Origin of the sequence: Rhodanobacter sp. IGA1.0 (genome assembly GCF_040208325.1) — a bacterium.
Classification (GTDB): Bacteria; Pseudomonadota; Gammaproteobacteria; order Xanthomonadales; family Rhodanobacteraceae; genus Rhodanobacter; species Rhodanobacter spathiphylli.
In genome coordinates this window covers 16959-30486 of record NZ_CP157948.1, presented here as the reverse complement: position 1 = coordinate 30486, position 13528 = coordinate 16959, and the positions used below count along the sequence as shown (strand labels likewise).

Annotated in this window: 8 protein-coding genes; 5 read left to right on the top strand and 3 right to left on the bottom strand. The window is 67.6% G+C overall.

Translation table 11 applies throughout. The features are described from left to right. The first annotated feature begins 136 nt into the window (after window positions 1-136). The gene (locus ABNK63_RS00105) at window positions 137-370 is read left to right on the top strand and encodes a hypothetical protein (protein WP_007809788.1); all 234 of its coding nucleotides are present in this window, start codon (window positions 137-139) and stop codon (window positions 368-370) included. A gap of 6 nt (window positions 371-376) precedes the next feature. Here the strand turns inward: ABNK63_RS00105 and ABNK63_RS00100 are convergent, their stop codons facing one another. Beyond that, complete coding sequence (locus tag ABNK63_RS00100; protein WP_350016308.1) at window positions 377-2053, bottom strand: AMP-binding protein; 1677 nt, start codon at window positions 2051-2053, stop codon at window positions 377-379. A 156-nt stretch (window positions 2054-2209) separates the two neighbouring features. Here ABNK63_RS00100 and ABNK63_RS00095 point away from each other — a divergent pair, with 156 nt between their 5' ends. Further along, window positions 2210-2470: a GlsB/YeaQ/YmgE family stress response membrane protein gene (locus tag ABNK63_RS00095; protein WP_007809790.1), complete on the top strand. Its 261-nt coding sequence runs from the start codon at window positions 2210-2212 to the stop codon at window positions 2468-2470. Between the two features lie 65 nt (window positions 2471-2535). Here ABNK63_RS00095 and ABNK63_RS00090 read toward each other — a convergent pair whose 3' ends face one another. Further along, the gene (locus tag ABNK63_RS00090; protein WP_007809791.1) at window positions 2536-4191 is read right to left on the bottom strand and encodes an MFS transporter; all 1656 of its coding nucleotides are present in this window, start codon (window positions 4189-4191) and stop codon (window positions 2536-2538) included. A 154-nt stretch (window positions 4192-4345) separates the two neighbouring features. Continuing rightward, window positions 4346-5719, bottom strand: coding sequence for a carbohydrate porin (locus ABNK63_RS00085; RefSeq protein ID WP_007809793.1), 1374 nt, complete (start codon window positions 5717-5719; stop codon window positions 4346-4348). 216 nt (window positions 5720-5935) lie between these two features. Here ABNK63_RS00085 and acs point away from each other — a divergent pair, with 216 nt between their 5' ends. From acs to ABNK63_RS00070, 3 genes are all read left to right on the top strand, one after another. Further along, the gene (gene acs / locus ABNK63_RS00080; protein WP_007809795.1) at window positions 5936-7876 is read left to right on the top strand and encodes an acetate--CoA ligase; all 1941 of its coding nucleotides are present in this window, start codon (window positions 5936-5938) and stop codon (window positions 7874-7876) included. Between the two features lie 121 nt (window positions 7877-7997). Beyond that, entirely contained in the window at window positions 7998-8669 is a 672-nt protein-coding gene (locus ABNK63_RS00075) for a response regulator transcription factor (RefSeq protein WP_007809796.1), read from the top strand. 139 nt (window positions 8670-8808) lie between these two features. Further along, window positions 8809-13512: a glutamate synthase-related protein gene (locus tag ABNK63_RS00070; protein ID WP_350016307.1), complete on the top strand. Its 4704-nt coding sequence runs from the start codon at window positions 8809-8811 to the stop codon at window positions 13510-13512. Window positions 13513-13528: the final 16 nt, after the last annotated feature.

Below are 13528 nucleotides of genomic sequence, written 5' to 3'. Positions count from 1 at the left end.
GCGTGCCGGAATCTCAGTCGTGGCGACACCACGCCAGGTCGTGATGCCGCGCGCGCCCGGCGCGCATGGGCGGCGCTATGATCTGCCCGTCCGTCGTCGCGGGAGCGACGCTCCATCCACTTGCCGGGTCGTGCCCATGCGCTGGTTGCTGCTGGTTTCCACCGTATTCGCCTTCGTGCTCTGCTTCACCCGCCACAGTGCGGGCGCGTGGGGTTTCTGGATGCTGGCCGGGCTGCTCGGGGTGTTCGCCACCACGCTGGCCTTCGTCCACGCCCGCATCGCCGGCAACGCACGGGAAGCCAGCTTGTCCGAGTACGACCTCAAGCGTCTGCGCGAAGGCAAGCCACCGCTCCGGCACGAGCGTCCCTGACCCCGGTCAGGGCGCCAGCTCGGCCGCCATCGCGTCGCGCATCAGGTATTTCTGGATCTTGCCGGTCACCGTCATCGGGAAGGCGTCGACGAAGCGCACGTAGTGCGGCACCTTGTAATAGGCAAGGTGATGGCGGCAGTGATCCTGGATCTCGGCCACGCTGGCGCTGACGCCGTCGCGCAGGACGATCCACGCGCACACCTGCTCGCCGAATTTCGGGTCGGGCACGCCGAACACCTGCACGTCGCGGATCTTCGGATGGCCGTAGAGGAACTCCTCGATCTCGCGCGGATACACGTTCTCGCCGCCGCGAATGATCATGTCCTTGAGCCGGCCGACGATGCTGCAGTAGCCCTCCGCGTCAATCACCGCCAGGTCGCCGGTATGCATCCAGCGCGCCTCGTCGATCACCTCGGCGGTGCGCGCGGGCTCGTCCCAGTAACCCAGCATCACCGAGTAGCCCCGCGTGCACAGTTCGCCGGGGGTGCCGCGCGGCACCACCTGGCCGGCCTCGTCGACCAGTTTCACTTCCAGCTGCGGATGGATCCGCCCCACGCTGTCGACGCGGCGTTCCAGCGGATCGTCGGGCACGGTCTGGAAGCTCACCGGGCTGGTTTCGGTCATGCCGTAGGCGATGGTGACATCGGCCATGTGCATCTCGCCGACCACCCGCCGCATCACCTCGATGGGGCACGGCGAGCCGGCCATGATGCCGGTGCGCAGCGAGCTCAGGTCGAACTCGCCGAAGCGCGGATGCTCCAGCTCGGCGATGAACATGGTGGGCACGCCGTGCAGGCCGGTGCATCGTTCCTCGGCCACGCATTGCAAGGTGGTCAGCGCGTCGAAGCCCTCGCCGGGGATCACCATGCAGGCGCCATGGGTGACGCAGGCCAGGTTGCCCAGCACCATGCCGAAGCAGTGATAGAACGGCACCGGGATGCACAGCCTGTCCTGCTCGGTCAGGCGCATCGCCTCGCCGATGAACCAGCCGTTGTTGACGATGTTGTGGTGGGTCAGGGTGGCGCCCTTGGGCGCGCCGGTGGTGCCGGAGGTGAACTGGATGTTCACCGCGTCGTCGAAGTTGAGCGTCGCTTCGCGCACGCGCAACAGCGCGAGCGCCGCCTCGTCGCCGAGCGCGGCCAGCTGCGTCCAGCGGCGGGCACCGGGCTCGTCCTGCTGGTCCAGCAGGATCACCTCGCGCAACGCGGGCAACCTGGCTGCCTGCAACTGGCCCGGTGACGCCGTCGCCAGTTCCGGCGCCAGCTCGGTGAGCATCGCCAGGTAGTGCGAGGTCTTGAAGCGGCGCGGCAGCACCAGTGCGCGGCAGCCGACCTTGTTCAGCGAGTACTCCAGCTCGTGCGTGCGATACGCCGGGTTGATGTTGACCAGGATCAGCCCGGCCTTCGGCGCGGCGAACTGCAGCACCACCCACTCGGCCCGGTTCGGCGCCCAGATGCCGATGCGCTCGCCCCGCTCCAGGCCCAGCGCCAGCAGGCCCGCGGCGACGCGTTCCACCTCGGCATGGAATTCCCGATAGTTCAGGCGCACGTCCTGCGCCCGCACGACCAGCGCGGGACGCTGCGGGTATTTCGCCGCCACCCGATCGAGCAGGCCACCGACGGTTTCGCCCAGCAGCGGCTGCAGGCTGGCGCCATGCACGTAACTCGGTGTGGCTGTGGTCATCGGCTGGTTCCCGCTGGCGTCACCGCTGAATGCTGGGCGCCAGCATACCCCGGCCCGCAGCCGTCACGACCGCTGCACACGCGAGCGCGGACGCTGCGGCGGCGTGGCCCGGCATGTGGCCACCGTCGACTCTTTCGCTCGAACCAGGAGTTCATGATGACGCTTACCGCCCTGCTCATCTTCTTGTTGATAGGCGCCATCGCCGGCTGGCTGGCCGGGCTGATCGTGCGCGGTTTCGGCTTCGGCCTGCTTGGCAACATCGTGGTCGGCATCATCGGCGCGTTCCTGGCCGGCTGGCTGTTGCCGACGCTCGGTGTCGGCTTCAGCCTGGGCAACCCGATCGTCACCAGCATCGTCTACGCGATGATCGGTGCGATCGTGCTGCTGGTGATCATCGGACTGATCAAGCGCGCCTGACGCGCTTCGCAACGAAGAACGCAGCGGCTCCCGCCGCTGCGTTCTTCGTGCCGCGCCCGCATGATTCAGGCGGTGATGTCGACATCCTTGGTTTCGCGCACGAACAGCATGCCGATCACGAAGGTCATCAGCGCGATCACCACCGGATACCACAGGCCCGCGTAGATGTTGCCGGTGAGCGCCACGATGCCGAACGACACCGAGGGCAGGAAGCCGCCGAACCAGCCGTTGCCGATGTGGTACGGCAGGCTCATCGAGGTGTAGCGGATCTTGGTGGGGAACATTTCCACCAGCCACGCCGCGATCGGGCCGTAGACCATCGTCACGTACAGCACCAGCAGGAACAGCAGGAACACCAGCATCGGGTAATTGCTGCGTGCCGGATCGGCCTTGGCCGGGTAGCCAGCCTGGTCCAGCGCCGCGCCGAGGCTGGCCGCGAACGCCTTGCCCTGGGCCGCGAAGTCGGCCTTGGCCAGCGTGCTGCCTTCGAACGCATCGATGCTGGCACCGCCCACCGTGACCTTCGCCACCGACCCGGCGGGGGTGGCTTCGTTGTCGTACGGCACGCCGCGCTTGGCCAGCGTGCTCTTGGCGATGTCGCAGGAGCTGGTGAAGCTGGAGGTGCCGGTGAGGTTGATCTGCAGGTGGCAGTTGGCCGGGTCGGCGTGCACGACGACGGGTGCCGTGGTGCGTGCCGCCTCGATGCCGGGATTGCCGTAGTGGGTGATCGCCTTGAAGATCGGGAAGTAGGTCAGCGCGGCCAGCAGGCAGCCGGCCAGCACCACCGGCTTGCGGCCGATCTTGTCCGACAGCCAGCCGAACACCACGAAGAACGGCGTGCCGATCAGCAGCGCGGCCGCGATCAGCAACTGGGTGGTGGTCGAGTCGATCTTCAGCGTGCTGCCGAGGAAGTACATCGCGTAGAACTGGCCGCAGTACCACACCACGGCCTGGCCGGCGGTGGCGCCCAGCAGGGCCAGGATCACCAGCTTCAGGTTGCCCCAGCGGGCGAACGATTCGGTCAGCGGCGCCTTGGAGGTCTTGCCCTCTTCCTTCATCTGCTGGAACACCGGCGACTCGGCCAGCTGCAGGCGGATGTACACCGACACCGCCAGCAGCAGGGAGGAGATCAGGAACGGGATGCGCCAGCCCCAGTCCTCGAACTTGTCGCCCATCATCCACTTGCAGCCCAGGATCACCAGCAGCGACAGGAACAGGCCGAAGGTGGCGGTGATCTGGATGAAGCTGGTGTACAGGCCACGCTTGCCCGGCGGTGCATGTTCGGCCACGTAGGTGGCCGCGCCGCCGTACTCGCCGCCCAGCGCCAGGCCCTGCAGCATGCGCAGCAGGATCAGGATCACCGGCGCCGCCACGCCGATCGAGCCGTAGCTGGGCAGCAGGCCCACGAAGAAGGTGGACAGGCCCATGATCACGATGGTGATCAGGAAGGTGTACTTGCGCCCGACCAGGTCGCCGACCCGGCCGAACACCAGCGCGCCGAACGGACGCACGGCGAAGCCGGCGGCGAACGCGAGCAGGGCGAACACCAGCTGGCTGGCCTCGTTGAGCCCGGAGAAGAACTGCTTGCCGATGATCACGGCCAGCGAGCCGTACAGGTAGAAGTCGTACCACTCGAACACGGTACCCAGGCTGGACGCCAGGATGACCCGCTTGTGGCTGACATCGAGCGCGGCGCGCCCGTCGATCGCGGTGGTGGCCATGGAAGTTTCCCCTCTCAGGATAGTGGGATGCCGCTCTCCGCCAGGGTGGAAGAGAAGTCGACCGATGCGGTCCCCCGGCAAGCCCCGGACCGCACCCCGTCATCCCCCCGCAAGGCGGGAGGCTGTGCGGCGATGCCAGGCATCGCCGGTGAAGTCAGAAGCGGTACAGCGCGTTGAGGCTGACCTGGTTGCCGCTGGTGGTCTTGTGGTCGGTGCCGTTGCTGGTCGAATCCAGCTTGTCGTGCAGCCACTCCATGCCCAGCTCGTAGGAACCGGCCGCGTACTGCAGGCTCAACGCGGTCTGCCGATTGCGCAGCAGGCCGGTGGCGCCGTTGCCCATCCAGTCGACCACGTCGTTCCGGTCCGGCTTGTTGTAGGCGTAGAACGCGTACAGGCTCCAGTTCGGCGTGAAGCTGTAACCGGCCTGCGCGTAGCCGCCGGTTTCCTGGATGTCGCCGAACTGCGACATCGCGCCGAAGATCTGGCCCAGGCCCTTGCCGCTGTACGCCGCGCCCTTGAAGGTCCACGGGCCGGGCTTCCACTGTCCGCCGAGCTCGTAGCCCACGCTGGTGACCTCGGACTTCACCGGCGTGGCCGCGGTGCCGCCCACGCCGCGCAGGTCGGCCTGGCTGTAGTGCGCCGCGAAGTAGGCCAGCCAGTTCTTGTCCTGCACGTGCAGGCGCGCCTCGAGCTGCGGTCGGAAGCCGGCGCTGCCCGCGGTCAGGTAATTGAGGTTGTTGCCCGGGCCGCTCCAGTGGCCTTCGAACACGCCCACGTCGAGTCGCCACTGTGCGCCGGTGCTGCCATGGTTCAAGTCCTGCATCACCACCAGGCCGGGGAAGCGCCAGCCGATCACGCCCGAACCGTAGCCCAGCGGGAATGCAATATGCGCCAGCGAGGTGGCCGAGTTGTCGATCGGGAACATCAGGTCCCATTGCTGGCCGATGCGCACCGTGGTGCCACTCTCGGGGTTGGTCAGGTCCATGTAGGCCTGGCGCAGGCGCGGCGTCGGCTGCTGCTGGCTGTAGGCGCCGGTGCCGTTGAAGCCGCCGAAGAAGTCCATCTCGATGCGACCGCCGCCGCTCCAGTTGCCGGCGAACTTGGCGCCCTTGAAGTCGAGCCAGAAGCGCGTGTTGCGCACGTCGACGCCGCTGAGCGAGCCGCTCGAACCCGGCGTCGGATACAGCGCGTTCTGGCCGTTGCCGTAGGAGAAACTCTTGTTCTGGCTGAAGGCGCTGGCGCTGATGAAACCATGCAGGGCCACCGACACGCCGGGCGCGCTGCTGAACACCGGCGTCGCCGGCGCGGCAGCGACCTGCTGCACCGGGGCGGGCGCGGGGGCGGGCGCGGCCTTCTGCGCCTGCACCATCGCCTTGAGTTCGTTCAACTGCTGTTCGAGCTGGGCCACCCGCTGTTCGAGCTGCTGTTCGCGCGTGTCGCCTTGCGCGTGGCCGGCGAGCGGAAGCATCAGTGCGCATGCCATGCTCAGGGCAAGCGTGTTGCGGCGATTGGTGTGTCGCGTGGTCATGCGTGCGTCTCCCCAGGTCGATGACAGGCCGAGCATGGCCATGCTGCAGCGCGCGCGACTATTCGCCATTGGTCGAACTTCGACCAAAGTCGAGCGCGCCAGCCACCGCAGGCCCCGGCTTGATCGGGCTACACTCAAACTCCGTGCTGCGCCGGGCGCTGACGCCAGGCGCGCGAATCCCGTCGCCACTGGTGACGCCGCCAGCAGGAGCCAGCCATGTCCAAGCTTTATCCGGTCGACCCGTCGTTTGCCGCCGCAGCGCGTTTGCGCCACGACGACTACACCAGGCTGTATGCCGAGTCGGTCGGCGATCCGGAAGGCTTCTGGGGGCGCATCGGCGAACGACTGGACTGGATCAAGCCGCCGAAGAAGATCAAGGATGTGTCGTTCGATCCGCAGGATCTGCACATCCGCTGGTACGAGGACGGCGAGCTCAATGTCAGCGCGAATTGCCTCGACCGCCATCTGGCCGAACGCGGTGACAAGGTGGCGATCATCTTCGAAGGCGACGATCCGAAGGACTCCCGCCGGATCACCTACCGCGAGCTGCACGGGGAAGTATGCAGGTTCGCCAACACGCTGAAGCACCTCGGCGTGGTCAAGGGCGACCGCGTGGCAATCTACCTGCCGATGATTCCCGAGGCTGCGGTGGCGATGCTGGCCTGCGCCCGGCTGGGCGCGATCCACTCGGTGGTATTCGGCGGCTTCTCGCCCGATTCGCTGGCCGGGCGCATCGCCGACTCCACCGCCAAGGTGGTGGTCACCGCCGACGAAGGCCTGCGCGCGGGCAAGCGCATTCCGCTTAAGGTCAACGTGGACGCCGCGCTGGAGCGTCCCGGCACCAACAGCGTGGAGACCGTGATCGTGGTGCGCCACACCGGCAGCGCGGTGCACATGCAGTCGCCGCGCGACCGTTACTGGCACACCCTGATGGAAGGCCAGAGCGCCGACTGCGCGCCCACCCCGGTCGAGGCCGAACACCCGCTGTTCGTGCTGTACACCTCCGGCTCCACCGGCAAGCCCAAGGGCGTGCAGCATTCCACCGGCGGCTATCTGGTCTACACCAGCTACACGCACGAACTGGTGTTCGACCTGCGCGAGGATGACGTCTACTGGTGCACCGCCGACGTGGGCTGGGTCACCGGCCACAGCTACGTGGTGTACGGCCCGCTGTGCAACGGCGCCACCACGGTGATGTTCGAGGGCGTGCCGAACTACCCGGACTTCAGCCGCTTCTGGCAGGTGATCGACAAGCACCAGGTCAGCCTGTTCTACACCGCGCCCACCGCGATCCGCGCCCTGATGCGCGAAGGCGAGGCGCCGGTGAAGCAGACTTCGCGCGCCAGCTTGCGCCTGCTCGGATCGGTGGGCGAACCGATCAATCCCGAGGCGTGGGAGTGGTACCACCGCGTGGTCGGCGACGAGCGCTGCCCGATCGTCGACACCTGGTGGCAGACCGAGACCGGCGGCATCCTGATCTCGCCGCTGCCCGGCGCCATCGCCACCAAGCCGGGCTCGGCCACCCTGCCGTTCTTCGGCATCAAGCCGGCCATCGTCAACGCCGACGGCGAGGTGAAGGACGGCGTCGCCGAAGGCAACCTGCTGATCACCGACTCCTGGCCCGGCCAGGTGCGCACCATCTACGGCGACCACCAGCGCTTCATCGAAACCTATTTCAGCGCCTATCCCGGCAACTACTTCACCGGCGACGGCGCCCGCCGCGATGAGGACGGTTACTACTGGATCACCGGCCGCGTCGACGACGTGATCAACGTGTCCGGCCATCGCCTGGGCACCGCCGAGGTGGAGAGCGCGCTGGTGGCCCACCCGAAAGTCGCCGAAGCCGCCGTGGTCGGCTGCCCGCACGACATCAAGGGCCAGGGCATCTACGCCTACGTCACCCTGGTCGCCGGCGAGACCGGCAGCGACGAGCTGCGCAAGGAACTGATCGCCTGGGTGCGCAAGGAGATCGGCCCGATCGCCACGCCGGACTACCTGCAGTGGGCGCCCGGCCTGCCGAAGACCCGCTCCGGCAAGATCATGCGCCGCATCCTGCGCAAGATTGGCGAGAACCTGCCCGATCAGCTCGGCGACATCACTACCCTGGCCGACCCGGGGGTGGTGAAGAACCTGGTCGACGAGCGGTTGATCAAGTGAAGAAGCGGGGAACAGGGGACGGGGAACGGGGAACGCCGGCGGATCGCTCCGCCACGAGCAATGCGAAATATCGCGCTTTTGTTCCCCGTTCCCCGTTTCCCGTTCCCTGCTCCAAAACCCCATGCCCGACATCCTGATCGCCGACGACCATCCGCTGTTCCGCGACGCGTTGCAGCGCGCGGTGCTGGCGGCCGTGCCGCCGGCGCGGGTGCACAGTGCGGACAGCGTGCATGCGCTGCTCGGACTGATCGAGCAATTCCCCGACGCCGAGCTGCTCCTGCTGGATCTGCACATGCCCGGCGCGCGGGGCTATTCGGCGCTGGCGCACATCCGCGGGCAGTATCCGGGGCTGCCGATCATGGTGGTGTCCGGCCATGAAGAGGCCCAGGTGGCGCGGCGCGCACTGGCCCACGGTGCGTCGGCCTATGTGCCCAAGTCCACCGCAGGCGAGGACATCGTGGCGGCGATCCGTGCGGTACTCGATGGCGACGTCTGGGTGCCACACGCGCTGCTGGGCGGCTCCGACGAACTGCGACCCGACGAAGCCGCCGCCGCCGCCCAGATCGCCACGCTGACGCCTCAGCAGTTCCGGGTGATGACGATGATCGCCGAAGGCCTGCTGAACAAGCAGATCGCCTGGGAGCTCGGCGTTTCCGAGGCCACCGTGAAGGCCCACATGACCGCGATCATGCGCAAGCTCGGGGTCAGCAACCGCACCCAGGTGGCGCTCGCGGCCAGCCAGCTGGCGGTCGACCAGGAAGCGATGCCGCTGCTGCCGCCCGAGGAAGACTGAACCGGCCGCTTGCCGCCGTCGCCGACTTTCTGGCGAATGGCCGTCCATCCCTATAGACGTCCAATTGCGCGAAAAACTCTTGCGCTTTTGTTGCATCGCACTATAGTCGATGGGCAGCCATTCCCGTGGAGGGGAGTCAATGGATCAGCCGCAGGCCCAGGGTCTTTACGACCCGCGCAACGAACATGACGCCTGCGGCGTGGGCTTTGTCGCCCATATCAAGGGTCGGAAGAGCCACGCCATCATCGAGCAGGGCCTGCTGATCCTGCGCAACCTCGATCATCGCGGCGCGGTCGGTGCCGATGCGCTGATGGGCGATGGCGCCGGCATCCTGATCCAGATCCCCGACCAGTTCTACCGCGAGGAGATGGCCGTCCAGGACATCGTGCTGCCGCCACCGGGCGAGTACGGCGTGGGCATGGTGTTCCTGCCCCGCGAGCAGGCGTCGCGGCTGGCCTGCCAGCAGGAACTCGAACGCGCGGTGCGGGCGGAGGGCCAGCAGGTGCTGGGCTGGCGCGACGTGCGGGTGGACGCCACGATGCCGATGTCGCCCACCGTGCGGGGCCGCGAGCCGGTGATCCGGCAGATCTTCATCGGCCGCGGTCCGGACGTGATGGTGCCCGACGCGCTGGAGCGCAAGCTGTACGTGATCCGCAAGACCTCCAGCCACGCAATCCGCGCGCTGGGCCTGAAGTACGGCAAGGAATACTTCGTGCCGTCGATGTCCACCCGCACCGTGGTCTACAAGGGCCTGCTGCTGGCCGACCAGGTCGGCCAGTATTACCTCGACCTGGTCGATCCGCGCACGGTGTCGGCGCTGGCGATGGTGCACCAGCGCTTCTCCACCAACACCTTCCCGGCGTGGGAGCTGGCCCATCCGTACCGGATGATCGCGCACAACGGCGAGATCAACACGGTCAAGGGCAACGTCAACTGGATCAACGCGCGCACCGGCGCGATTTCCTCGCCGGTGCTCGGCGACGACCTCGCCAAGCTGTGGCCGCTGATCTACCCGGGCCAGTCCGACACCGCCTCGTTCGACAACTGCCTCGAACTGCTGACGATGGCCGGCTACCCGCTGTCGCACGCGATGATGATGATGATTCCCGAGGCATGGGAACGGCACACCCTGATGGACGACAACCATCGCGCGTTCTATGAGTACCACGCCGCGATGATGGAGCCGTGGGACGGACCGGCCGCGATCACCTTCACCGACGGCCGTCAGGTCGGCGCCACGCTGGATCGCAACGGCCTGCGCCCGGCGCGCTACCTGATCACCGACGACGACCTGGTGATCCTCGCCTCCGAGGCCGGCGTGCTGCCGGTGGCCGAATCGCGCATCGTGAAGAAGTGGCGGCTGCAGCCGGGCAAGATGCTGCTGATCGACATGGAGGCCGGACGGATCATCGACGACCAGGAACTGAAGGACCAGCTCGCCAACGCCAAGCCGTACAAGCAGTGGATCGAACACATCCGGATCAAGCTGGACGCGCTGCCCGAGCCCCGCGCCGAGGCGCGCCTGGGCGATGACCTGCTCGATCGCCAGCAGGCGTTCGGCTACACCCAGGAAGACCTGAAATTCCAGCTGCTGCCGATGGCACTGGACGGCCAGGAGGCGATCGGCGCGATGGGCAACGACGCGCCGCTGGCGGTGCTGTCCGATCGCGACAAGTCGCTGTACAGCTATTTCCGCCAGCTGTTCGCCCAGGTCACCAACCCCTCGATCGATCCGATCCGCGAACAGCTGGTGATGTCGCTGGTGTCCTTCATCGGGCCCAAGCCGAACCTGCTGGACATCAACAACATCAACCCGCCGCTGCGACTGGAAGTGCAGCAGCCGGTGCTGGATTTCGCCGAGATGGCGAAGATCCGCAAGATCGGCCGCTACTCCAAGGGCAAGTTCCGCAGCTTCGAACTGGACATCACCTATCCGGCAAGCTGGGGCAAGCAGGGCATCGAGGCACGGCTGGCCTCGCTGTGCGCCCAGGCGGTGGACGCGATCGGCCAGGGCCACAACATCCTGGTGGTGTCCGATCGCCACGCCGACCGCGAGCGCGTGGCGATTCCCGCCCTGCTGGCCACCTCGGCCGTCCATCTGCATCTGGTCAACCGCGGCCTGCGCACCAGCACCGGGCTGGTGGTGGAAACCGGCTCGGCGCGCGAGGTGCATCATTTCGCCCTGCTCGCCGGCTACGGCGCCGAGGCGATCCACCCCTACCTGGCGATGGAAGTGCTGGCGCAGCAGTTCGCCGCCAGCCCGGGCGGCGTCAGCGCCGACAAGGCGATCCACAACTACATCAAGGCGATCGACAAGGGCTTGCAGAAGGTGATGTCCAAGATGGGCATCTCGACCTACATGTCCTACACCGGCGCGCAGATCTTCGAGGCGGTGGGCCTCAGCCGCGAGCTGGTCGACGGCTACTTCACCGGCACCACCTCGAACATCGAGGGCATCGGCCTGTTCGAGGTGGCCGAGGAGGCCTTGCGCCAGCACCGGGCGGCCTGGGGCGACGACCCGCTGCTGGCCGACGCGCTCGACGTGGGCGGCGAGTACGCCTGGCGCACGCGCGGCGACGAGCACATGTGGACGCCGGACTCGATCGCCAAGCTGCAGCACGCCACCCGCGCCAACAGCACCGGCACCTACCAGGAATACGCGCAGCTGATCAACGACCAGACCCGCCGCCACATGACGCTGCGCGGGCTGTTCGAGTTCCGCATCGATCCTTCGGCGGCGATTCCGCTGGACGAGGTGGAACCGGCCAGGGAGATCGTCAAGCGCTTCGCCACCGGCGCGATGTCGCTGGGCTCGATCTCCACCGAGGCGCACGCCACGCTGGCGGTGGCGATGAACCGGATCGGCGGCAAGTCCAACACCGGCGAAGGCGGCGAGGACGAGGCGCGCTACCGCGACGAATTGCGCGGCATCGCGATCCGGTCCGGCGACACCCTGGCCAGCGTGATCGGCGCGCAGCACATCGAAAGCGACATCGCGCTGGAAGCCGGCGATTCACTGCGCTCGCGGATCAAGCAGGTGGCTTCGGGCCGCTTCGGCGTCACCGCGGCCTACCTGGTCTCGGCCGACCAGATCCAGATCAAGGTGTCCCAAGGCGCCAAGCCCGGCGAGGGCGGCCAGCTGCCCGGCCACAAGGTGTCCGAATACATCGCGCGGCTGCGCTTTTCGGTGCCCGGCGTGGGCCTGATCTCGCCGCCGCCGCACCACGACATCTACTCGATCGAGGATCTGGCCCAGCTGATCCACGACCTGAAGAACTGCAATCCGCAGGCCTCGATCTCAGTGAAGCTGGTGTCCGAAGTCGGCGTGGGCACGGTCGCCGCGGGCGTGGCCAAGTCCAAGGCCGACCATGTGGTGATCGCCGGCCACGACGGCGGCACCGGCGCCTCGCCGTGGTCGTCGATCAGGCACGCCGGCACGCCATGGGAACTGGGCCTGGCCGAGACCCAGCAGACCCTCGTGCTGAACCGGTTGCGCGGACGCATCCGGGTGCAGGCGGACGGCCAGATGAAGACCGGCCGCGACGTGGTGATCGGTGCGTTGCTGGGCGCCGACGAGTTCGGCTTCGCCACCGCGCCACTGGTGGTGGAAGGCTGCATCATGATGCGAAAATGCCACCTCAACACCTGCCCGGTCGGCGTGGCCACGCAGGACCCGGTGCTGCGCCGGAAGTTTGCCGGCAAGCCCGAGCACGTGGTGAATTTCTTCTTCTTCGTCGCCGAGGAAGCGCGGCGGATCATGGCCCAGCTGGGCATCCGCCGCTTCGACGACCTGGTCGGCCGCGCCGACCTGCTCGACGTGCGCCAGGGCATCGCGCACTGGAAGGCGCGCGGGCTGGATTTCTCGCGGGTGTTCCATCGCCCCGAGGTGCCCGCCGAGGTCGCCCGCCGCCACGTGGAATCGCAGGACCACGGCCTGGAGAAGGGCGGCAAGGCGCTCGACCATGTGCTGATCGAGAAGGCCCGCGCCGCGCTGGAACAGGGCGAGAAGACCAGCTTCATGCTCGGCGTGCGCAACGTGAACCGCACCGTGGGCACCCTGCTGTCCGGCGAAGTGGCGCGGCGCCACGGCCACGCCGGCCTGCCCGACGACACCATCCACGTGCAGTTGTCCGGCGTCGCCGGGCAGAGTTTCGGCGCGTTCCTGGCTCGCGGCATCACCCTCGACCTGGTCGGCGAAGGCAACGACTACGTGGGCAAGGGTCTGTCCGGCGGCCGCATCATCGTGCGCTCGCCGAACGACTTCCACGGCTTCGGCCCGGAGCACATCATCGCGGGCAACACCGTGCTGTACGGCGCCACCGAAGGCGAGGCGCATTTCAACGGCGTCGCCGGCGAACGCTTCGCCGTGCGCAATTCCGGCGCCAGCGCGGTGGTCGAAGGCGTCGGCGACCACGGTTGCGAATACATGACCGGCGGCACCGTGGTGGTGCTGGGCGAAACCGGACGCAACTTCGCGGCGGGAATGTCCGGCGGCGTGGCCTATGTGTACGACCCCCACGGCACGTTCGAGCGCAAGTGCAACCTCGCCCTGGTGGCGCTCGAGCCGGTGCTTTCCGGCGTGGAGCAGGAGGTCCGCGTGCCGCCCCATCAATGGCATGCCGTTTCGCGCGGCGCGCCGCGGGCCACCGACGAGGCGATCCTGCGCCAGTTGATCGAGGCGCACTTCCGCCACACCGGCAGCTTCCGCGCCAAGGACATCCTGCACGACTGGCAAAGCGCGCGCTCGCGCTTCGTCAAGGTGATGCCGCACGAATACCGGCGCGCACTGGGCGATGCGAACGCCGCGCCCGCCACGGCATCCACCGCGAAGGCCACGGCCTGAGGCCAGGGGAAGACAG

Excerpts from the sequence above, each read along its gene's own strand:
- ABNK63_RS00090 (WP_007809791.1), bottom strand. The coding sequence starts at position 4,191 with ATGGCCACCACCGCGATCGACGGGCGCGCCGCGCTCGATGTCAGCCAC.
- ABNK63_RS00075 (WP_007809796.1), top strand. The coding sequence starts at position 7,998 with ATGCCCGACATCCTGATCGCCGACGACCATCCGCTGTTCCGCGACGCG.
- ABNK63_RS00100 (WP_350016308.1), bottom strand. The coding sequence starts at position 2,053 with ATGACCACAGCCACACCGAGTTACGTGCATGGCGCCAGCCTGCAGCCG.
- ABNK63_RS00070 (WP_350016307.1), top strand. The coding sequence starts at position 8,809 with ATGGATCAGCCGCAGGCCCAGGGTCTTTACGACCCGCGCAACGAACAT.
- ABNK63_RS00085 (WP_007809793.1), bottom strand. The coding sequence starts at position 5,719 with ATGACCACGCGACACACCAATCGCCGCAACACGCTTGCCCTGAGCATG.
- ABNK63_RS00105 (WP_007809788.1), top strand. The coding sequence starts at position 137 with ATGCGCTGGTTGCTGCTGGTTTCCACCGTATTCGCCTTCGTGCTCTGC.
- acs (WP_007809795.1), top strand. The coding sequence starts at position 5,936 with ATGTCCAAGCTTTATCCGGTCGACCCGTCGTTTGCCGCCGCAGCGCGT.
- ABNK63_RS00095 (WP_007809790.1), top strand. The coding sequence starts at position 2,210 with ATGACGCTTACCGCCCTGCTCATCTTCTTGTTGATAGGCGCCATCGCC.